The sequence below is a fragment of the Vibrio sp. R11-SG3-ISO3-SZ genome (genome assembly GCF_059834345.1).
Window position 1 is genome coordinate 1 of the sequence record NZ_JCBDGX010000139.1, and the last position, 26,209, is coordinate 26,209.

Genomic DNA, 26,209 nt, shown 5'->3' on the forward strand with positions numbered 1-26,209 from the left:
GTGCGGGCGCAAAAGGGATGGCATTGAGCTTTTTCAGTGAAAAAGAGCAGTACCGCGTAGCGCGAATTGAAGAGTACATGGACATAGAGATCACACCACAATCGGTGCCGGAAAAGCCGATGGAAAGACCTTATTATCCAGCGATGCAAACCATCCAAATCCTCGGCGGTAAGAAGCAAAAAGTGCGCGCGGGCGATATCTTAGGAGCGTTGACCAAACAAGCGGGCATTGATGGCAGTAAGATTGGCAAAATCAACATCCTACCTATGGTGTCGTATGTCGCGGTGACGCATGATGCCGTCAAAACGGCACTAAAACAGCTACAAACCGGTAAGATGAAAGGCCGCACCTTTAAAGCGCGAGTGATGAAATAATCGTCATTACACCCGATGGAAAGACAAAATAGCCAGCAATGACGCTGGCTATTTTTATGGTAATTCAATCAGCCTTCGAACAAATAGAGATAGTGCTCGTAGCCCTGTTTAGCCATCTCCTCAAGCGGGATAAATTTCATCGCCGCTGAGTTCATGCAGTAGCGCAACCCTGTTGGCGCCGGCCCATCTTTAAAAACGTGGCCTAGGTGAGAGTCAGCGAATCGACTGCGTACTTCTGTTCTTGGGTAGATGAGCTTAAAGTCGGTTTTAGTGACAATGTAACTCTCATCGATCGGCTTGGTAAAGCTCGGCCAGCCTGTGCCCGATTTATATTTATCGGTTGATGAAAACAGCGGTTCACCAGTGACGATGTCCACATAGATACCTGCTTGTTTGTTGTCCCAATATTCGTTGTCAAATGGGCGCTCAGTCCCTTCCTCTTGGGTTACGTAGTATTGCAGATCGGTTAGGCGAGCTTTGAGTTCGTCATCGCTCGGTTTTACGTAGGTTGTCACCTCTGATGTCGAGCCACTGGCTTGACCGGAACTTTGGTCGATCATCTCACGTAGCGTCACTGGGTTTTCGTTGCGGTCTTCACCAAAAATCGAGTCCAGATATTGGTCGCGTCCAGATGCGTAACGATAGTAGTTGTAACGCACTTTACTCTTTTTGTAGTAGTCCTGATGGTACTCCTCTGCAGGCCAGAAGGTATCAAACGCAATGAGCTCTACTTTCAGTGGTTTTTTAAACACGCCTAACATGTCCACCTCGGCGAGGAATTGGTTTGCAATATCTCGCTGTTGGGGGTTGTGATAGAAAATGGCGGGGCGATAGTGACGACCTCGGTCAACAAATGAGCCCTGGTCATCGGTAGGATCAATATGGCGCAGCAGCTGATCGAGCACTTGCTCATAGCTTACTTGAGAGGCATCAAAGGTCACCTGAATCACTTCGATATGCCCGGTTTTGCCTGAAGAGACTTGTTTATAGGTCGGATTGTCGAGCGTACCACCGGAATAGCCGGACACTACATCAATCACACCGTCCAACTTTTCCAGATCCGATTCCGTGCACCAGAAACATCCGCCGGCGAGCGTTGCGGTTTCTATCTGAGCGGTATTCTGAGCGGCGCTCGTTGAGGGGCTATCTTCCGCGCTTTGTGTATGACCAAGAAAAGACGTCGCCACTGCCGCAATGGCAATAAGGGCTAAGGTCACGTGACTGTTCAGTTTCATATCAACCTCGTTGAATTTGACTATCTCTACACAAGACAGAGCCAGTTACGAAAAACTTTCACATAAAATCGTCTCCCTATACTCCTATTCCACCCCCAACGATCAAACTCGCTCCCACAACCCACAACCCACAACCCACAACCCACAACCCACAACCCACAACCCACAACCAAAAAAAGGCAGCCACGCTGCCTTTCCATCATCCATAATCACTGACTATTAATGTTGCTTAACCCAGAGCCGGGAGCCAACCTGCAGTGATGAGCACTTGCGCGCCGACAATGATAAGCCCTGTCAGCCCACATATGTTCAGCGCTATGTTGCCACCGATGACTTGATAGCCCGCGCTCTGGTGAGTTTGTCTTGAGCGCTTCACCATCCATACAGGTAGGAATATCGCCAATACCGCCAAGGCAATCGCCGCGTAACCGAGCGCCATAATAAAGCCTTCAGGATAGAAAAGGGCAAAGCCCATCGGCGGCAAGAAGGTCACGAGGCCAATAACCCAACGATTCGGGCGGCGCGTCGATGTCGTCAGCGAATCGCCGAGGAACTCGAACAAGCCTAAACTGACACCGAGGAAGGAAGTCAGCAGTGCAAGGTCAGCAAACAGGCCGATGGTTTGCGCCAAGTTAGATTGATGGACTTGTTCGCCCAAGGTGCGAATGAGTGCGCTCAGGCCTTGGTTGTCCATCAGCGTACTTTGACTGACAACGCCCAGAGTCACCAACTGCCAAAATAGGTAAATCACCAAGGGGATCGCCGAGCCAATCATAATCGCTCGGCGCAGTGAGGTCGTGTGGCCGTCCAAGTAATTCACAATGGCGGGAATACTGCCGTGAAAACCGAATGAGGTGAAAATCACGGGAATAGCGGCGATGATCAAACCTTGCTCAATCGGGAGGCTCAGTAGGTAAGATTGTGTCACATTGGGTGCTAGGAAGGTCAGCACCAACGCCATCGCTAGCAGCTTCACGCTAAAGAGTACGCGATTGACTTTATCCACGGTGCTTGTGCCAATGGTCACCACGACAGCAACAATGAGTGTAAATACGATGGTGGCGATGGCAGGTGAGACCTCAATGGCGGCAATTTGCGTTATACGCTCACCAAACTGCGCGCCACCCCCTGCGATGTAAGCAGCGCAGAGTGCATAGAATAGAAACATCATGGCAAAACTGGCGAGCCACTTTCCTCGCTTACCGAGAAATTGCTCGGCCAATGTGTGCAGTGTCGCTTTGGCGTCGGCGTGTTGATGCAACTCGACCATCAATAGCGCGGTGTAAGCCATCAGGGCCCACAACACGAGCATGATGAGTAGAGAGGTGGAAAATCCGATCCCAGCGGACGCAAGTGGCAGGGCCAGCATACCCGCACCTATGGTGGTACCAGCAATGATCAAAGTACTACCGAAAACCTTTGATTTAGACATGTATTAAATTCTTTACGTGTTGTTGGTATTTGGTTAGAGAATAATGGTGTTAATAAGGGCAGGGTTAGTGCTTTATTTAACTTGATGGCGATTATGTTGGAGCTTTCCCTTGAGATCAAGAGACTCGTACAGATAAATCTCCATGAGTGTGCATTTATATTTACAGTTGGGTGTGTAATGCCTATTCTGGCAGTCATGCAAACGTTTTGCACTGGATCTCAGTGCGCTATCGAGTGCCAAGGGGTTTTACTTTTCAAAAAAGTGTCATATAACAGACGTATAAAGGAGACCTGCTTGAGGCTCGAGCAGGGGAAATGAAGAATAAGGAGGTCCTATGAGTGACCAAGCAATCAACGAAGAGAATCTTGAACTCCTCGATGCGATGGAAATCGGGTTTGATTTATCGAACTACGATGAAGAAACCCTCGAACTCGCCAAAGAACTTTTTGGTCAGTAAGTGTTACCCAACCCTCTTTTAGAGAATAGCCAGTGCGGATGCGCTGGCTTTGTGTTTTATGAACTACCTCGCTCACCTACATATCGCGACCGCGTGTGAGTCAAACCTAATGGGAAACTTGCTCGGGGATTTTGTTAAAGGCAATCCCGAGGGGCGTTTTCATCCTTCAGTGGTGGATGGCATTAAGTTGCATCGATTTGTCGATTCGTACACTGATCGCCACCCATTAACCGCGCAGGCAAAGTTGCTTTTCGCCCGTGAAAAAAGGCGTTATGCGCCCATCGCGTTAGATATGTTCTGGGACCATGCGTTAGCCTGCCGCTTTGATGAGTATCATCCCGTCTCGCTTGAGCAATTCAGTCAATCTGCGATGCGCACCGTTCTACGCCAAGCTCAGCAGACAGAGCAGCCACTACCTGAACGTTTTATGCGTGTTGCTAACGCAATGCACCAAGGTCAATGGTTGAGCTCGTATCAAGAGCTCGACAACATCCGCTTTGCACTGAGCCGAATTGCTCAGCGCTCGCCTAGAATGACGCCATTGGCGCATTGCGGTGAGGATTTAAGCAGAGAATCTGCTCACTTAATGGCGATTTTCGACCAATTGTATTCAGACGTACTCAACGCTGCGCAGAGTTTCTGATAGAATCGCCGACCCGTCTCTATTTGGAATTGCACAATGTCTCTATTTACTCAACTTGGTCTTGATTCTTCGCTTGTCGCAGCGGTGGAACGTTTGGGTTTCGATACGCCCACAGCCATACAAGAGCAGGCCATTCCAAAAGTACTGCAAGGAGTCGATTTGTTGGCCGGTGCGCAAACCGGTACGGGGAAAACCGCCGCGTTTGGTTTGCCGATTATCCAACTTTTAAGCCAAGCGGCGTTAAAGCGCGATCCACAAAGCAACGATGTGCTGGCGCTGATCGTAGTGCCAACGCGTGAGTTAGCGCAGCAAGTGTACGACAACCTCAGCGCGTACAATCAGACCAGTGAGTTGCACATTGTCACCGCGTATGGCGGCACAAGCATCAATGTACAAACGCGTCACCTCGCCAATGGCTGTGATATTTTGATCGCTACGCCTGGGCGCCTGCTTGATCACCTTTACTGTAAACACATCCAACTTAAGAAAACACGTTACTTGGTGTTGGATGAAGCGGATCGTATGTTGGATATGGGTTTTATGCCTGATATTCAGCGCATTCTCAAAGTGACAAACCCAGATCGCCAAACGCTGTTTTTCTCTGCCACCTTTGATAAACGCATTAAAACGCTGGCGCACAAAATGCTCAATGATCCGCAAGTCGTGCAAGTGTCTCCGGCCAACAGTACCGCTGAGAAAGTGGAGCAGATGGTCTATCCGGTCGACAAAAAACGCAAAGCGGAATTGTTGGCCTATTTGATTGGATCTAAAAACTGGCAGCAGGTGTTGGTCTTTACCAAAACCAAGCAGGGCAGTGATGGCTTGGCCAAAGAGTTAAAGTTAGATGGCATTAAGGCTGCTTCTATCAATGGTGATAAAAGCCAAGGGGCACGCCAACAAGCGCTAGACGATTTCAAATCAGGTAAAGTGCGTGCGTTGATTGCCACGGATGTCGCCGCGCGAGGCTTAGACATTGCGCAATTAGAGCAGGTGGTGAACTTCGATTTACCTTACAAAGCGGAAGACTACATTCACCGGATTGGCCGTACGGGTCGCGCGGGTCAAGCCGGGCTAGCGGTCTCTTTGATGGCAAAAGACGAAGAGTACCTGCTTGAGGCGATTGAGCGTTTGCTTGATCAGCGCTTGCCACAAGAGTGGCTGGCGGGCTTCGAACCGAGTCTGATTGAAGAGATGGAACCTGATCGTGCGCCAAGGAAAAAAAGCCGTTCATCGGAAAAGCGTAAAATGAAAGCCAAGCTGAAAATTCATGCGGGACGCGGACAGAAAAAGGGCTGATCACAGGCGTTAGGTCATCGTGTGGAGTGAATAAAGAATCCTTATCTAGACGATAAAAATAAGTCTCTTTTCTTTTGCCCATTTCCTATTGCACTGACCGACTCATGACCTTACTATCGCCCTGCTTCTTGATGATAGCCAATCCGAGTACATCACATTCTGTTTTGTGGCAAGGCGATAGAGCAACTATCCAAGAGTGACTTTGACTGCGCGTATTGCGCTTTATTGACGCTCCATTGTTCATCGATTTGCTTACCCCTCCAATAGGGCAGCGCGACGAGCAATGCCTAAATTGTTGGAGAAAGCTATCATGGCTAACACACACTCAGTACTTGGTTTTCAATCTTTTGCTTCCCCTGCGATGGCAGCGAGTGAAGCGCAATTCATCGAATCAGCGGTGAGCCAATATGGCGCACCTTTGATGCTCCTCGATTGCGACATCATTCGTGAACGCTACCAAGCGCTAAGCCGTGCACTGCCGAATGTCACCTTGCACTTCGCACTTAAGCCACTGCCACACCCTGCTGTTGTTCGCACTCTGCTTGAAGAAGGGGCGAGTTTTGACCTTGCCACTACCGGCGAAGTGGAATTGGTGGCCGAGCAGGGCGTGCCTGCTGAGCGCACGATTCATACTCACCCAATCAAACGTGATGCCGATATCCGTGATGCCTTAGCGTACGGTTGCAACGTGTTTGTGGTCGACAACTTGAACGAGTTGGCGAAGTTTAAGCCTTATCAAGATGAAGTTGAGCTGCTAGTGCGCTTGAGTTTTCGCAACAATGAAGCGTTTGCCGATTTGTCGAAGAAATTTGGTTGCACGCCAGAGCAAGCACTCGTGATCATTGAGACAGCGCAAATGTGGAATATTCGCATTAAAGGACTCTCTTTCCACGTGGGTTCACAAACGATGAACCCGCAGAAATACGTCGACGCGATTCACGCCTGCCGTGATGTCATGGACAAAGTGGTGGCGAAAGGGCTTCCGGCACTGAGTACTTTAGATATCGGCGGAGGTTTCCCAGTGTGCTATACACAAAAAGTGATGCCGATTGATGAGTTTTGCCAACCGATCAACCAAGCACTTGCTACCCTACCAGAAACAGTGCAGGTGATTGCTGAGCCAGGACGTTTTATTGTGGCAGAGGCAGTAACCAGTGTGGCATCGGTGATGGGCCAAGCGGAGCGTGAAGGTCAGATGTGGTACTACCTAGACGATGGTATCTATGGCTCGTTCAGTGGTCTCATGTTTGATGATGCGCCTTACCCAATGGCGGTACTGAAGCAAGGTGGCGAGATGATGCCAAGCGTACTGGCAGGTCCAACCTGTGACAGTATTGACGTGATTGCGGAAAACATCATGCTACCGATGCTCGAAAATGGTGACTTGGTGGTGGGCCGCATGATGGGTGCGTACACTAGTGCGACCGCGACCGACTTCAACTTTTTCAAACGTGCGACGACGGTGCTGATCAACGAGCATCGTGTACAAGACGAGCGTATGATTGGCTAATAGCCAGAGTGCGGCTTGAGCGGTACTCTAATCAAGACAACCATTATCGAAACATGAATACAACAAAGGGAGCGTCAGCTCCCTTTGATCATTTAAGGCTTTTAGTTTAGATACTTTAGACTGAACAAAGTGTTCTGATTAGGCGTATTGAGCGATCTGTCCTTCCCAGCGACGTTTTTGTGCGGCGAGATCCTGTTTCAACTGTTGATAGCGCAGTTTTAAGAGGGATTGCTCGTAGCGCTCAACCATGTTGCTTTTCTTCGCTTCGAGGACCTGCTTCTTCACCTCGTAGTAGTCGGTCATTTTGCTCATCAACTGCTCAAACTCTTTGTTGAGCGTATCGCTGATGAGGCTCGCATTTGGCATAGAGCGAATGTTAGATTTGGCTCGCTCTAGCGTCATTTTTGCGCGCGCTTTCTCTATCTTAATCTTGGGAGTCACGCGAAGTTTCTCCGCCAATCCTACCCATTCACAACTTTTGATTAGCCACTTAGTTGGATCGTACTGCCACCAATGAATACCATTGCGGTAGTCATTTTCAAAGATGTGGTGGTAGTTGTGGTACCCCTCGCCAAACGTGAAGAACGCGAGAATCCCGTTGTCACGTGCGGTGTTCTTGTCCGTGTAAGGTTGAGCGCCCCAGATGTGCGCCAATGAATTAATGAAGAAGGTGGAGTGGTGACTCAGCACCAAACGCACGACGCCCACCATCAACACCATGCCCCAAACATCGCCATATAGAAGGCCAAGGGCCACAGGAATACCAAGGTTGGTCACCAACGCGAGTAAGAGATAGTGTTTGTGTTGCCACATCACGATCTTATCTTTCTGTAAGTCGCGGCAGTTGGCGTAATCGGCGTATATCTCTTGATTGTAGTTTCTTAGCATCCAGCCAATGTGAGAAAACCAAAACCCGCGTTTGGCCGAGTATGGATCTTTGTCATTGTTGTCGACGTGTTTGTGGTGGACGCGATGGTCAGAACTCCAATGGAGGATACTGTTTTGCAGAGCAAAAGCACCACCGAGCGCAAACAGCAATCGGATAGACCAGTGACCTTGGTAGGTTTTGTGGGACCACAAGCGATGATAGCCTGCAGTAATGGAGAGATTACAAAACGAGTACGTCACCACCAGCCAGAACCAGTGTTGCCACTGATAACCAAACTCGATGCCATACCACGGAGCGGCAATCGCAGCGACTAAAAAGGTAGAAACAAACAGTAAAACATTGACCCAAATGAGAGGCGGCTTTTCCTTAATCGACATGATGCAAACCTTCAGCTAACACGTGTTCGCTAGAATAGTCAGCGTACACGTGTAAGTCAAACGAAAGTTGAAAGGACTGAGAGCTAAATCTGTAACAGAGTAATTCACTGTTTTGTTTGCAAAGTGAACCAAATAGGCCCGGATTTATTGCTTATCTTTGACAGGATGTTTGGCTTTTTGTTAAATATTCCATAGTATGAATGTGTGATTCATCCTTACAGGAAGTAATAAGGAACTATAAATGGAAATAAAAGTAGCGGAATATAGCGACTTCGAGCGTATAGCAGGATTGCATGCAAAAAGTTGGCAACGCTTCTATTCTGGCATCCTATCTAAAGCGTATCTCGGAGAAGAGGTACAATCCGAACGTAAAATCATCTGGCAAACGCGCTTAACCAATCCACCGTTCAATCAAGCGGTGTATGTGATTGAAGAAGGTGGGCTATTGTGCGGCTTTGTGTGTGGTTTTGGTAATCATGATTTTGAGCGCGGCACCATCATTGATGCCCTTCATGTGGATGACTACTTCCGCGGCCGCGGTATTGGCCTGACACTACTCAAAGCGATTGCCGATTGGGCACGTCAATATTTCCCCGATAACGGCGTGTATCTTGAAGTACTCAAGGGGAATCAGCAGGCGATTGATTTCTATGAGCATATTGGTGGTCAGTTAGCACAAGAGAGGCTATGGAATGCCCCATGTGGTACTCAAGTTCCAGAACTGGTTTATACTTGGCCATCGCCCGACGTTTTGTATCAACAAGTTGATAACTTATTGCAAAGGCGTTTAGTTACAAACTGATACACAATACGGTATCGCTCTGATACTTCTCGGACAGAAGCGATGTGAATTGTGTTTATGTTCATGATGAACCTATTTCATTTCATTAGCGGTTTATCATGAAAAAGACGTTAATCATCACTGCGCTCACCAGTGCGCTTTTTATTACAGGTTGCAACGATTCTTCTACGGCTGCCCAAGGTGGATCAGCGCCGTTAGTGGTCGTTGAACCTGTCACTGAAATTTCCTACCAAGAAAGCAAATCCTACATTGGCCGCGTGGAGGCGGTGGAAGACACCAACATCACGGCACAAGTGACAGGCTATCTTAAAGCGCGCCATTTTGACGAAGGGCAGATGGTCGCAAAAGGTCAGCTGCTTTTCACTATCGAACCTTCTTCATTTGAAGCGCAATTGGCGAGTGCTAAAGCAAGCTTGGCGCAGGCCAACGCCGCGCTGAAAAAAGCGCAACTCGATTTCGAACGCGGGAAAAACCTCTTGCCCAAAGGCAGCATCTCGCAGTCAGAATTTGACAATTTGAATGCCAACTTGCTTGGCGCGCAAGCACAAGTTGAAGCAGGCAAAGCGCAAGTCAACTTGGCAGAAGTCAATCTCTCGTATACCCAAATTCGCTCACCGTTTTCGGGTCGCATCAGCGAAAGCCACTTCAGCACCGGCGATCTGGTCTCTCCGCAAAGTGGCGTGCTGACAACGCTCGTCAGTCTTGACCCTGTCCACACCGCGTTTAGCGTCAGTGAACGTGAACGCTTAGCCCTCGGGATGGATTCAATCAAAGGCGATGGCCGTGAAGGGCCCCACTCTGTCGAAGTACAGGTGCTGCTTGAAAACGGTCAACCTTTCGACCACTTTGGCGAGCTGGACTATTTAGGGAATCGTATTGATCTCAACACAGGCACTATCGCGATGCGCGCGCGTGTGCCAAACCCTGATTATCGCTTGCTTCCCGGGCAACATGTTCGTGTTGAGTTGCGAGAGAAACAAGCAAAGCCGGCGGTAGTGGTGGCAAGACGTGCAGTACAAACCGACTTAGAAGGGCACTTTGTTATGATCCTAGCAAAGGGGAATATTGCTGAGCGCCGCAACGTGACGCTTGGTCAGCAAACACCGCAAGGGGTGATCATTCGAGATAGCGTGATGGCTGGCGAGCAAGTGATTACCCAAGGTCTGCAACGTGTCCGTAATGGCGTGCCTGTCCATGTTTCACCGCAAGATGAAACGTCGACAAATGCGACGCAATCGTAAGGGGGCAGGATGCTAAGTCGTTTCTTTATCCAGCGCCCTAAGTTCGCGCTGGTTATCTCGATCATATTAACCTTAGCTGGAGCGATTGCGTTGGCAATCTTGCCTGTTGCTGAGTACCCGAAAATTAGTCCTCCTTCGGTCAGCGTGAGCGCGTTTTACACGGGGGCGAGTGCCGAAGTCGTTGAGCAAGCCATTGCCGATCCGATAGAAACCTCGGTTAACGGCGTTGAGAACATGATCTACATGTCATCAAAAAGCGCTAATGATGGTTCGTACAGCCTCAATGTCACCTTCGACGTGGGGACCGATCCAGACATGGCGCAGGTAAATGTCCAAAACCGCGTCTCGCAGATTGAGTCAAAGCTACCCCAAGAAGTCCGTATGGTCGGTGTGACGGTGAAAAAGCGCTCGCCAGATTTGCTGATGGTGCTCAACTTCTACTCACCCGATGGCAAGTATGACGATCAGTTTTTGATCAACTACATCAACCTCAACGTCAAAGATCAGCTCGCGCGAGTGAAAGGCATCAGTGAAGTCAACGTTATCGGAGGAGGCGAATACGCAATGCGTGTTTGGCTCGATCCAGACAAGATGGCTAACCTGAAACTGACCACATCGGATGTCTACGCCGCGCTCAGTGAACAAAATGTGCAAGTGGCTGCCGGGCGAGTGGGCGCTGCTCCGTATAGCGAAACTCAGGAAGTGCAGTTCAACTTGGTCACCAAAGGCCGCTTGGAGAGCGTTGAAGAGTTTGAGCACGTGGTGCTGCGCGCCAACCATGATGGGTCGACTGTCTATCTGAAAGACGTGGCAAGAGTGGAACTGGGCAAAAAGTTTTACGACGGAAGCGGTCAGTTCCGTGGCCGCGATGCGTCGATTGTCGCGTTGTCACTGCAATCGGATGCCAATGCGCTAGAAAGTGGTCAAGCGGTGATGGATTTGCTTGAACGCATGAGCGCCAACTTCCCAGAAGGCATGGCGTATGAGACCAGTTATGACACCACAGTGTTTGTCGCTGAATCGATCAAAGGGGTGGTCAAAACCTTAATTGAGGCGATTTTGTTGGTGATTGCGGTGACCTACCTGTTCTTAGGCAGCGCGCGAGCCACCTTAATTCCCGTGTTTGCTATTCCAGTCTCCTTGATTGGTACTTTTGCCATCATGCAAGCGACGGGCTTTACGATTAACACCGTCACCTTGTTTGGTTTGATTCTGGCCATCGGTATTGTGGTTGATGACGCGATTTTGGTCATCGAAAACGTGGATACCACGATGGCGAAAGACCCGACCATTTCCCCGCGTAAAGCCACTTTGCTGGCGATGAAAGAGGTGACAGGGCCGATCATTACCTCGACGCTGGTGTTGCTGGCGGTGTTCTTACCTGTTGCTATGTTGCCGGGTATTACCGGCATTATGTACCGTCAGTTCGCGTTAACCATCTGTATCTCTGTGGTGATTTCATCCATCAACGCGCTGACCCTCTCGCCGGCACTCTGTTCTTTGGTGCTAAAACAAGGCGGAGGCAATACCGCCCGTTGGTTTAACGTCTTCAACCGCGGGTTAGATAAAGTGACGCATCGCTATGGTCAAATCGCGGGTTTCTTGGTGAAAAAGACCGTTTTATTGACTGGATTCTTTGTTGTGGCCGTGGTAGCGGTCGGCTTTTTCGCTAAAACGACCTCTACCGCTTTTGTTCCCCAAGAGGACAAAGGGATCTTGTTGATCAATGTCCAGTTGCCTGACTCTGCGTCTTTGTCGAGGACTGAGGCGGTCACGGGTTCGCTGATTGATTTGGTCAGCCAGGAGCCGGGCGTAGATGGCGTGACGGTAGCGAATGGCTACTCCTTTATGACCGGTGCCGCAGCGTCAAACGGTGCATCTCTGTTTGTTAAACTGCATGATTGGGATACGCGCAATGCGCTCACAGGTGATCACAGCGCCAACGCGATCGCCCAGAGGATCAACGGTAAAGCAGCGATGACACTACCGCAGGCGGTTGTATTCGCAATGGGACCGCCTGCCGTGCCAGGCATGGGCGCCGCGTCTGGATTTGAGTTCGTCCTCGAAGACACGTTGGGACGTAGCCGAACCGATCTGGCGCTGGTCATGGGGCAGATGATTGCAGCGGCCAATCAGCAACCTGAGATCGCGTATACCTTCAGTACCTTTAGGGCGAACGTACCGCACTATTACATCGATATTGATCGTGAAAAAGCACAGCAATTGGGCGTGCCGTTGTCGTCGGTATTCCAGACGCTGCAAGGCAACCTGGGTTCACTCTATGTCAACGACTTCACCATGTTCGGTAAAAACTTCCGCGTCACGATGCAAGCCGATGGCGAGCATCGCCGCGGCATGGACGATTTGCAGCGTTTCCATGTGCGCAGTCAGTCGGGAGAGATGGTGCCGCTGAGTACTTTGGTTAGCTACGAGCAGGTGTTTGAGCCCGATGTGGCATGGCGTTACAACATGTACCGCAGCGCCATTATTCAAGGACAACCGGCACCGGGTTACTCCAGTGGCGATGCGATTGCAGCGATGGGGCGAGTCGCTGCGGAAGTGTTACCACAAGGCTACCAATACGAGTGGACAGGCATGGCCTACCAAGAAGTCTTAGCCGGTAACCAAGCGATCTTCGCGTTCGCGCTGGCGTTGATTTTTATTTACTTATTCATGGTGGCGCAGTACGAAAGCTGGAGTATTCCACTGGCGATCATCTTGGTTGTGCCGGTTGCAACGCTCGGCACGTTCTTGGCGTTAAACCTTGCCGGAATGCCACTCAATCTTTATGCGCAAATCGGACTGGTGCTGCTGATTGCCTTGGCGGCGAAGAACGCCATTTTGATTGTCGAGTTCGCTAAGGTCGAGCGCGAAGAGAAAGAGTCACCGATCGATGAGGCGGCAGTTCAGGGCGGTAAGCTGCGTTTTCGCGCCGTTAATATGACGTCTTGGTCGTTTATCTTGGGTATCTTCCCATTGATCTTTGCCAATGGTGCGGGCCACATCAGTCAAAACTCGTTAGGTGTTTCTCTTATCGGCGGGCTGTTGTGTGTTCTACTTGCAGGTACTTTCTTAATCCCAGGTTTCTACGCTTTGGTGCAGAGGCAGAGGGAAAAAGTACATGGTGGCCCGACGAAATTGATTCCGATGGATGATGAATAACTTGGATTTCACATACTGTTGAATGCATAAAAAACGCTCTGCCATGTGGCAGAGCGTTTTGCTTTGGATGAACTTAGCGAGTAAGGCTAATTACTTAGCTGTCGCCGCTTCAAGCTGCTTCAGTTTACCTTGAAGCATCATCACGTTCTGGTTGAAGTTACCTGGGTTCAACACTTGGCTTGCTTGGAACGGGTACTGGTTGATCGTTGCCAAGAATGGTGCGATCTGCTGTTGTACCGGAACAAACAACCACATGTTATCTGCCATCCAACGTAGGTACAGACCAGATTCGTGTGGTGCTTTTTCAAATGGGTCAGCGCGTAGGTGAACAATTGAAGGCCAGTTGGTTTGGAAACGTACGCCGTCAGCGATGTTACCTTCCATATGCGCAAACTGAACTTTAAAGTCATTCCAACGAACAGCATCTAAGTCACTGTTAGCTGAGAAGTAAAGTAGAGACTCACGAGGACCTTTCTCTTCTTTGCCTTCAAAGTAAGGTAGGAAGTTGTAGCCATCTAGGTGTACACGCCAGTTCTTACCGTTGTATTTCGCACCCTTATCTGATTTTAGCTTATCTACGACTTTGTCATCGCCAGCCGCTGCAAGTAGCGTTGGGATCCAGTCTTTGTGAGACATGATGTCGTTGATCTTAGTACCAGGTTCGATTACGCCAGGCCAACGAACCAATTGAGGTACACGGAAACCACCTTCCCAAGTGGTGCCTTTTTCGCCGTGGAAGAAAGTTGCACCGCCGTCTGGCCATGTGCCTGTTTCCGCACCGTTGTCGGTTGAGTAGATAACGATCGTGTTGTCAGCAACACCCAGTTGATCGAGCTTATCTAGTAGCACACCAACGTGATCATCGTGCTCTAACATACCGTCAGCGTAGATAGAGATGCCTGATGCGCCTTGGTATTTCTCTTGTAGACGAGTCCAAACGTGCATACGTGTGGTGTTGTGCCAGATGAAGAAAGGTTTGTCCGCCTTCACTGCACGCTCCATGAAGTTCAATGATGCTTCTAGGAACTCTTCGTCTGCCGTTTCCATACGCTTACGCGTCATTGGGCCTGTATCTTCAATCTTACCGTCAGCCGTTGACTTAATAACGCCACGTGGAGCGTATTTTGCGCGGAACTCAGGATCTTTCGGGTAGTAGTAGGTCTCTGGTTCTTCTTCTGCGTTTAGGTGGTAAAGGTTACCGAAGAATTCGTCAAAACCGTGCGCAGTAGGAAGGTGCTTGTCTTGGTCACCCATGTGGTTCTTACCGAACTGAGCGGTCATGTAGCCCTGTTCTTTAAGAAGATCAGCAATGGTTGGAGCCCAATCAGGAATACCGTGATCTGAACCTGGCATACCGATAGTCAGAAGACCAGTACGGAACGGTTCTTGACCTGTCAAGAAGGCAGCACGACCTGCAGTACAAGATTGCTGACCGTAGTGGTCAGTAAACAGTGCACCTTCGTTAGCGATACGGTCGATGTTTGGGGTTTCGTAACCCATCATGCCGTTGTTGTATGCACCGATGTTGAAGATACCAACATCGTCACCCCAGATCGCTAGGATGTTCGGTTTATCCGCAGCGACAGCCATGGTAGACGTAGCGATTGCTGCGACACCCATAGCCAGTTTGCTTAGATGGTTAGCCATAAGGACTCCAATAGTTATGTGAGTTGTGTAGAACAAAGACTTTGCTCTTATCGCCATACAATAGTAGCCAAATTTGTGAAAGTCTCTTTATAGTTAATATAACCTAAGGTTATGCGCACTTTTTAAGTTGCTGATTTAACGGCGTTAAATGATTAATTGGCCTTTCGTTCTGTAAAGTTAATGGCGAGATGTGAGAGCAGGTTCAACTTATTGGATGATCAAATGAAGTCGATTAACCTTAACGCGTATGATTTAAATAGATTTATTTTAGGTTGGAGAAGCTATGTCCATAGGGATATCAGTAAGCAACAAACTGAGATGTTTTTTACAATGTTTGACCCATTTGGGACTCATGATGACTGGCGCTCTCTCATTTCCCTCCAACGCAGAGTTCCAGTACGTTGGCTCTGAGGCTTGTATCGATTGTCACCAAGAGCCTTATACTGCATGGCAGGGTTCTCACCATGATATGGCGATGCGCCATGCTAAATCCGATTCAGTGCTCGGTGATTTCCAAGATGCGAGCATGACGCACAATGGGAAAAAGTCTCGGTTCTACAAAAAAGACGAAGAATATTGGGTCACCTTGGAAGGACCAAACGGTGAAATGCAAGATCATCAGATTCTTTATACTTTTGGTTTTGACCCTCTGCAGCAGTACATGGTTGCCTTTGATGATGGCCGAGTACAACTGATTCCCTATGCATGGGATTCAAGACCTAAATCAGATGGTGGACAGCGCTGGTTTCATCTTTACCCAGATACGACGCCTACCGATGAGTTCTATTGGACCAATAGTGGCCAAAACTGGAACTTTATGTGCGCTGATTGTCACTCTACTAACCTCAAGAAAAATTATGACGCCGAGAGCAATCAATACAACACGACTTGGTCTGAGATCAATGTCGGCTGTGAAGCGTGCCACGGCCCGGGAAGTGTACACGTTGAGCAAGCAAAGCAGTATGCACATCAGCCGATCAGTGAATGGTCAAAGCAGAGTGCCCACCTTGGCTTTGACCGTGATTTAGGCCAATCGGTCGCTAATTGGGTCTATCAAGAAGGGCATTCGACCTTACAGCCAGACGCAATCGTACCGACAGCGCAAGTGCAAACTTGCGCCCAGTGCCACAGCCGTCGGACCCAGTTAAATGAGACGGGCGATCACGTGAACGGATCATTTTTTGACAAGTACCGCTTAAGCTTGATCACACCAGAGCTTTATCACCATGATGGCCAAATTTACGATGAAGATTATGTATACGGGTCGTTCTTGCAGTCGGAGATGGCTAGAAAAGGTGTAACGTGCAGTAATTGTCATGAGCCACACAGTGCGACATTGAAAGTGGCGGAAGAGGCCGTTTGTGCACAATGCCACCTAGCTTCTGAGTATACCCCAGAGAAGCACACCTTCCATGCTGCAGGCAGTGAGGCGTCGAAATGCACGACGTGCCACATGCCAGAGACGACGTATATGCAGGTGGATCCAAGGCGCGATCACAGCTGGCACGTGCCGCGCGCCGACATTGCCAAGCATATTGGTACGCCTAATGTCTGTACCTCCTGTCACACAGATCAAAGTGCGCAGTGGGCGGACGAGCAAGTCGCTGAATGGTTCTCAGATTCTCCTTATCGAAATCAGCAACATTTTGCCGTGGCTTTTTACGCCGATGAGATTGGGCATCAAGGCAGCGCCGATGCGCTAGCCTACAGCGCGCAAGATGCCTCGTTGGCGCCAATTATTCGCGCCTCTGCGCTAGAGCGCATGGCGGGAAATCAGAGTCAAAATACGTTGATTTCGCTTGCCCGAGCAGTCAAACACGACAATGAGATGATTCGCCTTGGCGCCATTGAAGGGGCGTCGGGGTACGAGTTTGTTGATCAGTGGAAAATACTCTCACCGCTGCTTAGTGATCCAGTCCTTGCCGTGCGAACCGAAACCGCCGCCGCGTTAGTCAGTGGTTATTTGTCGATGAGTGCGGAACAAAAAGCGCAATTGAAACCGGCGCTTGAGGAGTATATCGAGATTCAACGCTTTAACGCCGATCGCGGCTTTGGTCGCGTTAATCTTGGCAATGTGCACCGTCAGATGGGCGACAGTGTGCAGGCCGAACGTTTGTATCAGCAAGCCATCCAAATTGAGCCGTATTTTGAGAACAGTTACATCAACTTAGCCGATCTTTACCGCACTCAAGGCGACGAGAGTAAAGCACGTGAGGTGCTGCTGAGTGGTCTTACTGCGCAGCCCAACTCCTCGATCATCCCTTACAGCCTAGGGTTATCCTTGCTTCGCAGCGGCGATCGAGCAAAGGCCAATGATTATCTGGCCATGGCAGCCAAAGGCGCGCAAACCAATGCCCAATATTGGTATGTGTACGGTCTTGCCCTTGAGGGCAGCGATGTAATGGCTGCCAGTCAGGCGCTCAATCAAGCGTATCAAGTGGGCGGTAACCCTCAACATCTTTATGCCCAGTGTGAAGTCTTAGCGCGCAACCGACACAGCGCTGAGGTAGACGATGCCCTCAAGGCGTGTCTGGGCACATTGGCGCAAGTGGTCCCCCCAGAGGTGGTGGGGCAACTGCGCGCGCGGATTGGATTAACGCCTTAGTAAGGGGCGAAGTATGACAGGTATAACCAATAGTTATAGGGTAAATCGCTAGGATAGGGCAGATGCCATACGGTCTCATTGGAGACGAGCGAGTAGCAGCAACATTGCGGTTAAATAGAGTGGAGCACAAAATGAATCAAGCACAGCAGGCCATTGCCGCCCTGATTGAACAAACAGAGAAGAGTGTTATCGGGCAAAGCCACGTCGTACGCGCATTGGTGATTGGTTTATTGACCAATGGTCACATCTTGTTAGAAGGCTTACCGGGTACGGCGAAAACACGCTCGGTCAAATCGCTGGCGAACCTTCTTAATACACGCTTTGGCCGCATCCAATTTACGCCAGACTTGTTGCCTTCCGATGTGACGGGCACTGAGGTGTATCAAGAAATCGATGGCCATCACCAACTCCACTTCCAACCGGGTCCGATTTTCAATTCGATTGTTTTGGCTGATGAAGTGAACCGCGCGCCGGCAAAAGTGCAGGCGGCGCTCCTTGAGGCAATGGCCGAGGGCACGATCACGGTCGGCGATAAAACGCACACCTTACCTGAGCTATTTATGGTGCTCGCGACGCAAAACCCCGTCGAGCAAGAGGGGACCTACCCCTTACCAGAAGCGCAAATGGACCGCTTTATCATGAAAGTGACGGTCGACTATCCAGAAGACGAAGCGGAGCGAGACATTATCCGCCTTGTACGCAGCGAGGAGTTGGGTGCGGCCAATCGTGCGACCCCAGATTTAAATACAATTGAAGTCAAGCATGTGTTGGACGCGCGCAAACAACTGCCATCCATTACCGTCGGCGAGATGGTAGAAAATTACATCGTGGCACTGGTGATGGCAACGCGTAAACCCGAGCGCTACGGAGAAACAAACCTCGCTCAGTGGATCGAGGTGGGCGCGAGCCCACGTGCGTCAATTGCGCTTGATAAGTGCGCGCGCGCAAGCGCTTGGCTCGCAGGACGTGACCACGTCACGACAGACGATGTGCGAAGCGTTGCACCTGCGGTGCTCGGTCACCGCTTTACCTTGACTTATGATGCGTTGGCCGATGGTGTTGATCATCAACGCGTGGTCAATGAACTGCTTGATTGTGTAGCGATTGGATAAGTAAGGGGCAGTGATGGCTAAGCCGACATTAGCACCGAAATCACAAGGGCTCGACCCAAGGCTCTACAGTGATTACGCCACGTTAGTACGCCTGCAAGCTCAAGCACAATCCTTCACGCTGCTGCCGCATTTAAAATCGGCCAGCGTATTGGCGGGGCGCAATACGTCACTGTTTCGTGGCCGTGGGCTCAACTTTGAAGAGCTGCGCCATTATCAGTTAGGCGATGACATTCGCAACTTGGATTGGAAAGTGACCCTGCGCACCGGTAAGCCTCATGTACGAAGCTATACCGAAGAGAAAGATCGTAACGTGATGATCTGCGTTGACCAACGCAGTTCGATGTATTTCTCTTCTGTGCAGGTGATGAAATCTGTGGTGGCCGCGGAAGTGGCTGCCTTGTGTGCTTGGCGCGTCCTTAAAGATGGCGATCGGGTCGGTTTTTCCCTCGCCTCTAGCCAGTCTATTGTGCACAGCAAATCTCAGCGCAGCCAAAATCAACTGCTTGGTCAGCTCAAACACCTGGTTAAGGCCAACCAAGCGCTCAATGTGGACAGTACCGATACTGCGTCCGTGAGCTTTTCCCATTGGATGGAGCAACTGCAACGCATGCGCTTAAAACAGACCACTATTATCATGATCAGTGACTGGCACGACTGCCAAGATCATGATGTTGATCGTCTTAAGCAGCTCCAACAACACAATGATGTGCTGGCGGTGATGGTCAGTGATCCCTTAGAGCAATCACTGCCGTCCCGATTGGCCACAATGAATTGGGTGGTTGGCGATGGCGAATACCAGTTGAATCTCGATAGTCGCAATAAGCTATCTCAAGCCAATGTAGAGTTGGAGCAACGGATGAAGAATCAACGTCAATCGCTCAGTCGTTTGATGGAGTCGAAGACCTTGCCGTACATTGAATTGGCCACCGACGGTGAACACATTGCGCAGTTTCAGCGCCGTGTAGGAGGGCGAGGATGAGTATGACACATACGCCACCAAGCACCTACATTTTGCGTGATTTGCACGACGTCGCTGTGCCCGCGAGCATCAGCTGGTGGCCACAAACCTTGGGTTGGAAACTCGTCGCGCTGTTTATCCTGCTCGCTGCGCTGTATGGCGGCTACCGCTATGCGCGCTTTTGGTGGCGCAATCGCTACCGCCAAGAAGCGCTGAACGCCATTGCAAGGCTTGAACTGAATGACCCCCAGTTTGCTGCGCAGCTCTTTCACATCATTAAAGTGGTGCTGGTCTATCTAGATAGCCGCAACAGTCCGTTATTTGGCGCCCCCTTTACGGATAAGCTCAATGCCATTTGTGTGGATGCGCCGTTTGACGCCTCGCTTGCTGAGCGTTGGATGAATCATTTAGTTAATCCCGCGGCGCCACTTAGCGCTCACGACAAACAAGCGCTGATTGCGCAATCGAAACAGTGGCTGAGTCGTCATCAGGAGCGCGCACGATGAATAGTTGGCAAAGTCTTTTATCCATTAGTGGCTTTCAGTTCTCTTACCCCGCTTGGTTTGTGGTGTTGCCGCTGCCACTACTTATCCATTGGTGGGCACCGGCTTATCGCACCAAGCAGATGGCGACCAAAGTGCCATTTTTTAACCTTTTGGTTGAAGCAATGGGCGAGGCGCCAAGTCAAGGGGCAAGTCAGCTTAAACCGACTTGGTGGCAGCGTGCGACGTTGCTGCTCTCATGGGTGCTGGTGGTGATGGCGCTTGCTAAACCGACGGTGTTGGGCGAACCACAAGTGAGAGAAAGTATCGGCCGTGATGTGATGGTGGTGGTCGATTTATCCGGGTCGATGGCGGAAACTGACTTTACCAGTGCCTCAGGTCAAAAAGTCTCCCGTCTTGATGCCGCAAAAGAAGTGCTGGAAGAGTTTGCGCAATCGCGCCAAGGGGACCGACTAGGCTTAATTCTGTTTGGTGACGCAGCGTTTGTGCAAACACCGTTTACCGTTGACCATGACGTGTGGCTTGAACTCTTGTCGCAAACCGATGTGGCGATGGCTGGGCAAAGCACCCACCTTGGCGATGCGATCGGTTTGGCAATCAAAGTGTTTGAACAAAGTGACAGCAACACGCAAACAGGTGACGAGGCTCGTGCACGCGAAAAAGTGGCGATCGTCCTCACCGACGGGAACGACACGGGCAGCTTTGTTGAACCCATCGACGCGGCAAAAGTCGCCAAAGCAAAAGGGGTTCGTATCCACGTTATAGCGATGGGCGATCCGCAAACGGTGGGTGAAACTGCGCTGGATATGGAGGTGATCGAACGGATCGCCAGTGAATCCGGTGGACGTGCGTTCGAAGCGCTTGACAGGGCGGCGCTTAGTGATGCCTATCAGATCATTTCAGACATCGAACCCGAACTGTTTGAAAGCCTAACTTATCGGCCTAAACAGAGTATTCATCATCAGTTCATCGCCGTGGTTGTGGTGATCTATTTACTCGCGTTTGCGCTGGCGACAAGCAAGCGCATTCATCGAGCACGTCGCTCACAGTCAGGAGGTCAAGGTGTTCGATAGCCAGCTGTGGGTACAGTTTTTTACCCAGTTTCATTTTATTCGTCCTTTCTGGTTGTTGGCACTGGTTCCAATGTTGCTTTTGCTTTGGCTGCGTTGGCGAGAAGAGAGTCAACCGAGTTGGCAGGAAGTCTTACCAGCGCACCTTAGAAAGGCGTTACTCATTGGTGATATAGGGTGGCGCAAGCAGCTACCCCTCAAACTGTTGGTGATGATCGTTACTTTGGCGATAGTGGTGTGCGCAGGCCCTTCATGGCAGCGCGAGGCGTCGCCGTTTGGTGAAGATCGAGCAGCGATGCTGGTGGTACTCGATAGCAGTGATACCATGTTGGAAACCGATGTCGCGCCAAGTCGACTAGAACGTGCAAAACATAAAATTCGTGACTTGTTAGCCCTACGAAGTGGTGGCAGCACCGGACTGCTCGTGTTTGCGGGTAGTGGTCACACTGCTATGCCCTTGACACAAGATGTCGCGGTATTTGCGCCATTTTTAGCCGCGATCGAACCAAGCATCATGCCCGAATCGGGTAAGAACGCCGATACCGCCTTGGCGCTGATCGATGATCAGCTCAATCAGCAACCGGGCTCAACAGTGCTATTGGTCAGTGATGGTGTCACGCCGAGTGCTATTGATGCCTATCAACGCTTTTTTGTTGAGCGTCCTTATCAGCTCGTCATTCTGGCGGCGGGCAATGAGCAAGTGGCGAGCACCAGTCAGGCGAAATCCCCACTCGACCTTCAGTCACTCAATCAGTTGGCGGATGCTGTCGGCGGAAGAGTGGTTGAAATGAGCATTGATGAGAGCGACGTCGAGCGGATCAACCGTTACGTTGAGCGTAATATGCAAATGAACGGCGATTCGGCGATGCCTTGGCAAGATATGGGGTATTGGCTTTTGATTCCGGTGATGTTGCTGATGTTGTTGTGGTTTAGAAAAGGCTGGCTGGTCCAGTGGTGTGTGGCGCTGACATTGCTTGGCCCGGTAGGCCTGCCATCGCCAGTGCTAGCGCAAACTGTTTCGACGCATGCCGAATCACCCGTAAACGTTGAAATACCGACCATTCTTGATGAGGCGGCGCAGTGGTGGTGGAATCTCTGGTTAACCCCAGATCAGCAAGGCCAGCGCTGGTTTAACCGCGGCGACTATTTACGTGCAGCCAAACATTATCAGAGCCCTTTGCATAAAGGCGTGGCCTATTACTACGCCGCTGAATACAAGCTCGCCCACACGGCGTTTCTTTCGATGCAAAATGATCAGCGTGATGAGTCGCACTATCTCGGTTTGTATAACGCCGCCAGTGCCTTGGCGCGCCAACGGGAATATTTGGCCGCGCGCAACTTGCTCAATGGTTTGCTTGATGACAAGAATCTGCCCGAAGTGCTAAGAAAAGACGTGCTCAATAACCGCGATGTGTTGGCTGGGATCGTTGAAGAGATCAACCGCTTAAGCGAGAGCCAGACCAGTGTGTCGGATGGGTTGGAAGACTCGTATGAGTTGTCTGATAACCCTCAAACCGCCGATGGCGCCGAAGAGAATACCGTTGAAGAGCTGCTCAACAAAGAGAGCTTAAACGCCCGCGAGATTTTAGGCAGTGATGAGCTCGCGGATAAGTGGCTAAAACGAGTGGAAGCGGATCCCAAACGTTTCTTACGCACGAAATTTTATCTTCAGCAGCAATCGGCGCAGGGAGAGTCTCAATGAAATCCATCATGGTTTGGCTAACGTGTGCCTGTTTTGCCGCTTTAATGTCGACGAACGTGCATGCCCAGACGTTTGGCGGTAAACAGCGCAGCGCGCAAGTCGAAATCCGCGCTTGGCTAGGTGACGAACAAGCGCCAAGCGCAACGCCCCAGTTTACCGTGAATGAGCAGATAATCATGACGATTGATGTCAGTACGCCGCGTTGGTTTACGGCAGGGACGCGCATTCAAAACGTGGAGTTGGCAAATGTGATCGCGATGCAGCGTAACCCGAGAGCCACTAACTACACGGAGCGTCGTAATGGCGAAACCTGGTCACATCAACGTTGGGAGATCACGCTCTATCCTCAAGCGTCGGGTGATTATGTCGTACCACCGTTGGCTTTGGGTATCACTGTGTCGGCGGAAGATGGCAAGCCGTTGTCCGGGACGCTGCAAACGCCACCGTTACCTTTTCAGGTTATATTGCCTTCTGGTCTGATAGACACGCAAAAGAGCTGGTTTAGCGCTAGTGCGGTTGAGGTTTCCCAACAGTGGCAACGCTCCAATGAAACGCTTCATGTCGGGGATAGCATCACGAGAACGGTAAGTATCACGGCCAATGATAGCCTCTCCGTTTTGCTGCCCGAACTTCTCGATGGGTCGCGATCGGATTTTTACCAAGCCTACTCACAACCCAGTGCCCTCGACGATACGCAGCAGCGAGGTAACTATCGTTCAGAGCGTAAAGAAGAGGTAGTGTATGTCTTGCAGCGAGGTGGAACCTTAACCTTGCCCGATATCGAATTCCAGTGGTGGAACAGTGAGACGAAGCAACTTGAGCATATGACGATTGAGGGGCAGAGTTTTGTGATTAAACATACGCTCAGCTCTTGGCTTAAAGCCTACGCGCCTTGGTTGATTGCGCTGCTTGTTGTCTTGTTGAGTGTTACTGCGTTTGCTCTGCTAACGCTGCGTTACTATCGCACGCACCCAACACCCACTTGGCTCGTGTTTAGACGTACGCTGAAAGCAAAAGAGTGGGGCGCCGCTAGAGCATTGATTTATCGCGAACACCGCGCACGAACGGGGCGACGCACACTGCTTCCTAGTCAGCCGCTTTCTGACGCGAAACAGGACGACGAGTGGCAGACGCAAAGCCGCGCTTTGCAAGCGGGGAGCGAATCGCTCAATGTCTATCAAGCGCTATGGCGCCTTATCCGTCAAGGCTCAGGACGCTTTAGCGCGAGACACAATCATGTCGCTTTACCTAAAGCACTTCCTAGTCTTGCTAAGATCAAGCGTGATTCTTGATGGAAACACGCTTTTTGTGGGTGATTTTCGCCATATAGACAGCATTTTGTGTGTTTTCATTTCGATACCGAGCGGCATTTTCGTTACAATAACGCCTTTCCTGGCCAGCCTGTATCGATATGAAAACCACAGAACTTAATCTTATCCCCATTTTTGTTGCAATCTTCGAAGAACAGAATTTATCCCGTGCGGCCACACGCTTGGATATCAGCCAACCTGCGGTGAGCAAAGCGTTGGCGCGCTTGCGAGATATTTACGACGAGCCCTTGTTCCATCGTAGTACTAGTGGGGTAGAGCCTACCAGTTTTGCCATTGATATCTATCCTGCGATGTCGGCCGCGCTAAAAAACTACACCTCGACGCTCTCAGCGTCGCGCGAATTTGACCCGAAAGTCACCAATCGCACCTTTTCGATTGCCTCTGTTTCTGTCCCGAGTTACCAGTTGTTGCCCCTGCTGCTTAAGCAGATCAGACAGCATGCGCCAAACATAGCACTCGAGATTCACCCTCTCTTTACCGAAGACTACGAAAGTGATTTGCGTCTGCAACGCTATGACTTGATTATTGATATTGAGCCTAGAGACCGCACGAAACTCAAGTATGAGCGACTTTACAGTGAAGAGATGATCGTGGTTTGTGCGAAGGATCACCCGCGCATTGGCGATACCATTTCGCTCGAAGGATTTTTGGAGGAGGAGCACGTTGTGGTCTCGCGCTGGCAAAGCCGCACCAGTTTGCTCGGCGAGCACATTACCGAGTTAGCAAAGCGCAAGGTGGCGTACCGCGCGTCAGGCGCTTTTGAAATGCTGCCTGTCATCAGTGGCGGCGAGTACATTGGTATCTGGCCGTGTCGCGCGTTAAAAAGCTTTACTGAGCAGTATCAGTTGAAGGCGATCCCATTACCTTTTAGTAACGCTGAGCAGAAACTCAGTATGATCTGGCACCCGAGCCGCACTCAAGAAAGCGGACACGAATGGTTAAGAACGCAGTTGAAACAGGCGGTGAAGGCGTTAGGGTATTAGTGCTTTATGCCAAATTTAAAAGGGCTTCAATGCAAGCCCTTTTCTTTAGAGTTCTTGAACGGTTACTTCTTCACTTCCGTTAGCACATGCCCAGTGGCGCCACTCGGTAGGGTGATGCCTAAGTAGTTAGACAACGTTGGTGCGATGTCGTAAGGCGTCACGTCGCGGTTGACGACTTGAGCCGGTACCTGATGGCCAGCAAAGATCACCGGAACGTGAGTGTCGTAACGCCAAGGTGAACCGTGGGTTGATGCGATGGTGAGGCCATCCATGTCGTTGATGTAGGTGCGCGGTGCGAACACCAAGTACACATCACCAGAGCGATCTGGGTGGTAGTTGTTTTTCACCATATCAAAGACACGCGTATTGGGTAGGCGGTTCGCTGCTACGTCACTTGATGTGACCGCATAAGCAACGCCTTCCACTTTGCGAACTTCTTCAGCAATAGCGGCTTGTACGTCCGCGAGTGCGATTTTCTTCTTCGCAATCACGTCGTGATCAAGATAGATGTATGGTTGCGCGTAAAGGCGTACGGCTTCTTTACCTAAACCGAACTCGTTCTTTAATCTTGCTAACACGTTGTCATTGATGATGTTGTTAACATCAAAGTAGCTTGCTTGACGAAAACCGAGTTGGCTAGCGTTTGGTGACACTTCAGGCACACCGTGGTCAGCTGAAAGGACAATCAGTGTGTTCTCCAGACCTATGTGGTCATCGACGGTTTTAAATAGTTTTGCCAGAGTGCGATCTAAACGAATCAAGTTGTCTTCGGTTTCTAGGCTGTCAGGTCCGTACAGGTGGACTACGTAGTCGTTCGAAGAAAAACTCACCGCGAGATAATCGGTAAAGCCACTTTGTCCAAGGCGCTCTTGACGCAGCA

The 26,209-nt window shown here is 50.4% G+C and carries 20 protein-coding genes and 1 pseudogene; 16 read left to right on the forward strand and 5 right to left on the reverse strand.

Going from position 1 to position 26,209, the window contains the following annotated elements; all coding sequences use genetic code 11:
* On the forward strand, positions 1-374 hold a 374-nt coding region (locus tag AC6R1O_RS16105; RefSeq protein ID WP_500657392.1), incomplete at its 5' end, for a DbpA RNA binding domain-containing protein.
* A 68-nt stretch (positions 375-442) separates the two neighbouring features.
* Here AC6R1O_RS16105 and msrB read toward each other — a convergent pair.
* Complete coding sequence (gene msrB / locus AC6R1O_RS16110) at positions 443-1,609, reverse strand: peptide-methionine (R)-S-oxide reductase MsrB (RefSeq protein WP_500657393.1); 1,167 nt, start codon at positions 1,607-1,609, stop codon at positions 443-445.
* Positions 1,610-1,838: 229 nt separating this feature from the next.
* Positions 1,839-3,041 carry an aromatic amino acid transport family protein gene (locus tag AC6R1O_RS16115; protein ID WP_500657394.1) on the reverse strand — a complete coding sequence of 401 codons (1,203 nt, stop codon included), beginning with the start codon at positions 3,039-3,041 and terminating at the stop codon, positions 1,839-1,841.
* Positions 3,042-3,375: 334 nt separating this feature from the next.
* Between AC6R1O_RS16115 and AC6R1O_RS16120 the strand changes: the two genes are divergently transcribed.
* The 4 genes from AC6R1O_RS16120 to AC6R1O_RS16135 all read left to right on the forward strand — a co-directional run bounded on the left by AC6R1O_RS16120 (position 3,376) and on the right by AC6R1O_RS16135 (position 6,947).
* Positions 3,376-3,498: a hypothetical protein gene (locus AC6R1O_RS16120; protein WP_334551932.1), complete on the forward strand. Its 123-nt coding sequence runs from the start codon at positions 3,376-3,378 to the stop codon at positions 3,496-3,498.
* Between the two features lie 58 nt (positions 3,499-3,556).
* Positions 3,557-4,141, forward strand: a complete 585-nt coding sequence (locus tag AC6R1O_RS16125) for an acyl carrier protein phosphodiesterase (RefSeq protein ID WP_500657395.1) — start codon at positions 3,557-3,559, stop codon at positions 4,139-4,141.
* A 36-nt stretch (positions 4,142-4,177) separates the two neighbouring features.
* The gene (locus AC6R1O_RS16130; protein ID WP_500657396.1) at positions 4,178-5,437 is read left to right on the forward strand and encodes a DEAD/DEAH box helicase; all 1,260 of its coding nucleotides are present in this window, start codon (positions 4,178-4,180) and stop codon (positions 5,435-5,437) included.
* 310 nt (positions 5,438-5,747) lie between these two features.
* Positions 5,748-6,947: a type III PLP-dependent enzyme gene (locus AC6R1O_RS16135; RefSeq protein WP_334551929.1), complete on the forward strand. Its 1,200-nt coding sequence runs from the start codon at positions 5,748-5,750 to the stop codon at positions 6,945-6,947.
* Positions 6,948-7,085: 138 nt separating this feature from the next.
* On the opposite strand, the gene AC6R1O_RS16140 is transcribed toward AC6R1O_RS16135, so the two are convergent.
* Positions 7,086-8,213 (reverse strand): acyl-CoA desaturase, encoded by a 1,128-nt coding sequence (locus AC6R1O_RS16140; protein ID WP_487901455.1) that lies wholly within the window; start codon positions 8,211-8,213, stop codon positions 7,086-7,088.
* A gap of 241 nt (positions 8,214-8,454) precedes the next feature.
* On the opposite strand from AC6R1O_RS16140, the gene AC6R1O_RS16145 reads away from it, so the two are divergent.
* The 3 genes from AC6R1O_RS16145 to AC6R1O_RS16155 all read left to right on the forward strand — a co-directional run bounded on the left by AC6R1O_RS16145 (position 8,455) and on the right by AC6R1O_RS16155 (position 13,418).
* Positions 8,455-9,015: a GNAT family N-acetyltransferase gene (locus tag AC6R1O_RS16145; protein ID WP_487901456.1), complete on the forward strand. Its 561-nt coding sequence runs from the start codon at positions 8,455-8,457 to the stop codon at positions 9,013-9,015.
* Between the two features lie 98 nt (positions 9,016-9,113).
* Positions 9,114-10,256, forward strand: coding sequence for an efflux RND transporter periplasmic adaptor subunit (locus AC6R1O_RS16150; RefSeq protein WP_500657397.1), 1,143 nt, complete (start codon positions 9,114-9,116; stop codon positions 10,254-10,256).
* 9 nt (positions 10,257-10,265) lie between these two features.
* On the forward strand, positions 10,266-13,418 hold the full coding sequence (locus AC6R1O_RS16155) for an efflux RND transporter permease subunit (protein ID WP_500657398.1): 3,153 nt from the start codon (positions 10,266-10,268) through the stop codon (positions 13,416-13,418).
* Positions 13,419-13,508: 90 nt separating this feature from the next.
* Here the strand turns inward: AC6R1O_RS16155 and AC6R1O_RS16160 are convergent, their stop codons facing one another.
* Entirely contained in the window at positions 13,509-15,065 is a 1,557-nt protein-coding gene (locus tag AC6R1O_RS16160) for an arylsulfatase (RefSeq protein WP_487901459.1), read from the reverse strand.
* Positions 15,066-15,462: 397 nt separating this feature from the next.
* Between AC6R1O_RS16160 and AC6R1O_RS16165 the strand changes: the two are divergent.
* The 8 genes and pseudogenes from AC6R1O_RS16165 to AC6R1O_RS16200 all read left to right on the forward strand — a co-directional run.
* Positions 15,463-17,670: pseudogene (locus tag AC6R1O_RS16165) on the forward strand (multiheme c-type cytochrome); the annotation flags it as partial.
* 131 nt (positions 17,671-17,801) lie between these two features.
* Positions 17,802-18,782 carry an AAA family ATPase gene (locus AC6R1O_RS16170; RefSeq protein ID WP_500657399.1) on the forward strand — a complete coding sequence of 327 codons (981 nt, stop codon included), beginning with the start codon at positions 17,802-17,804 and terminating at the stop codon, positions 18,780-18,782.
* Between the two features lie 13 nt (positions 18,783-18,795).
* Positions 18,796-19,761 (forward strand): DUF58 domain-containing protein, encoded by a 966-nt coding sequence (locus AC6R1O_RS16175; RefSeq protein WP_500657400.1) that lies wholly within the window; start codon positions 18,796-18,798, stop codon positions 19,759-19,761.
* Positions 19,758-20,246: a DUF4381 domain-containing protein gene (locus tag AC6R1O_RS16180; RefSeq protein ID WP_500657401.1), complete on the forward strand. Its 489-nt coding sequence runs from the start codon at positions 19,758-19,760 to the stop codon at positions 20,244-20,246. The genes AC6R1O_RS16175 and AC6R1O_RS16180 overlap by 4 nt, the downstream gene beginning before the upstream one ends.
* On the forward strand, positions 20,243-21,316 hold the full coding sequence (locus AC6R1O_RS16185) for a vWA domain-containing protein (RefSeq protein WP_500657402.1): 1,074 nt from the start codon (positions 20,243-20,245) through the stop codon (positions 21,314-21,316). The genes AC6R1O_RS16180 and AC6R1O_RS16185 overlap by 4 nt, the downstream gene beginning before the upstream one ends.
* Complete coding sequence (locus AC6R1O_RS16190) at positions 21,306-23,015, forward strand: VWA domain-containing protein (RefSeq protein ID WP_500657403.1); 1,710 nt, start codon at positions 21,306-21,308, stop codon at positions 23,013-23,015. Before AC6R1O_RS16185 ends, AC6R1O_RS16190 begins: the two co-directional genes overlap by 11 nt.
* Complete coding sequence (locus AC6R1O_RS16195; RefSeq protein WP_500657404.1) at positions 23,012-24,307, forward strand: BatD family protein; 1,296 nt, start codon at positions 23,012-23,014, stop codon at positions 24,305-24,307. Before AC6R1O_RS16190 ends, AC6R1O_RS16195 begins: the two co-directional genes overlap by 4 nt.
* Before the next feature lie 119 nt (positions 24,308-24,426).
* The gene (locus tag AC6R1O_RS16200) at positions 24,427-25,329 is read left to right on the forward strand and encodes a LysR family transcriptional regulator (protein ID WP_500627207.1); all 903 of its coding nucleotides are present in this window, start codon (positions 24,427-24,429) and stop codon (positions 25,327-25,329) included.
* A 62-nt stretch (positions 25,330-25,391) separates the two neighbouring features.
* Here the strand turns inward: AC6R1O_RS16200 and AC6R1O_RS16205 are convergent.
* Positions 25,392-26,209 (reverse strand): alkaline phosphatase family protein (locus tag AC6R1O_RS16205; RefSeq protein ID WP_500657405.1); only part of this gene is annotated, 818 nt, incomplete at its 5' end.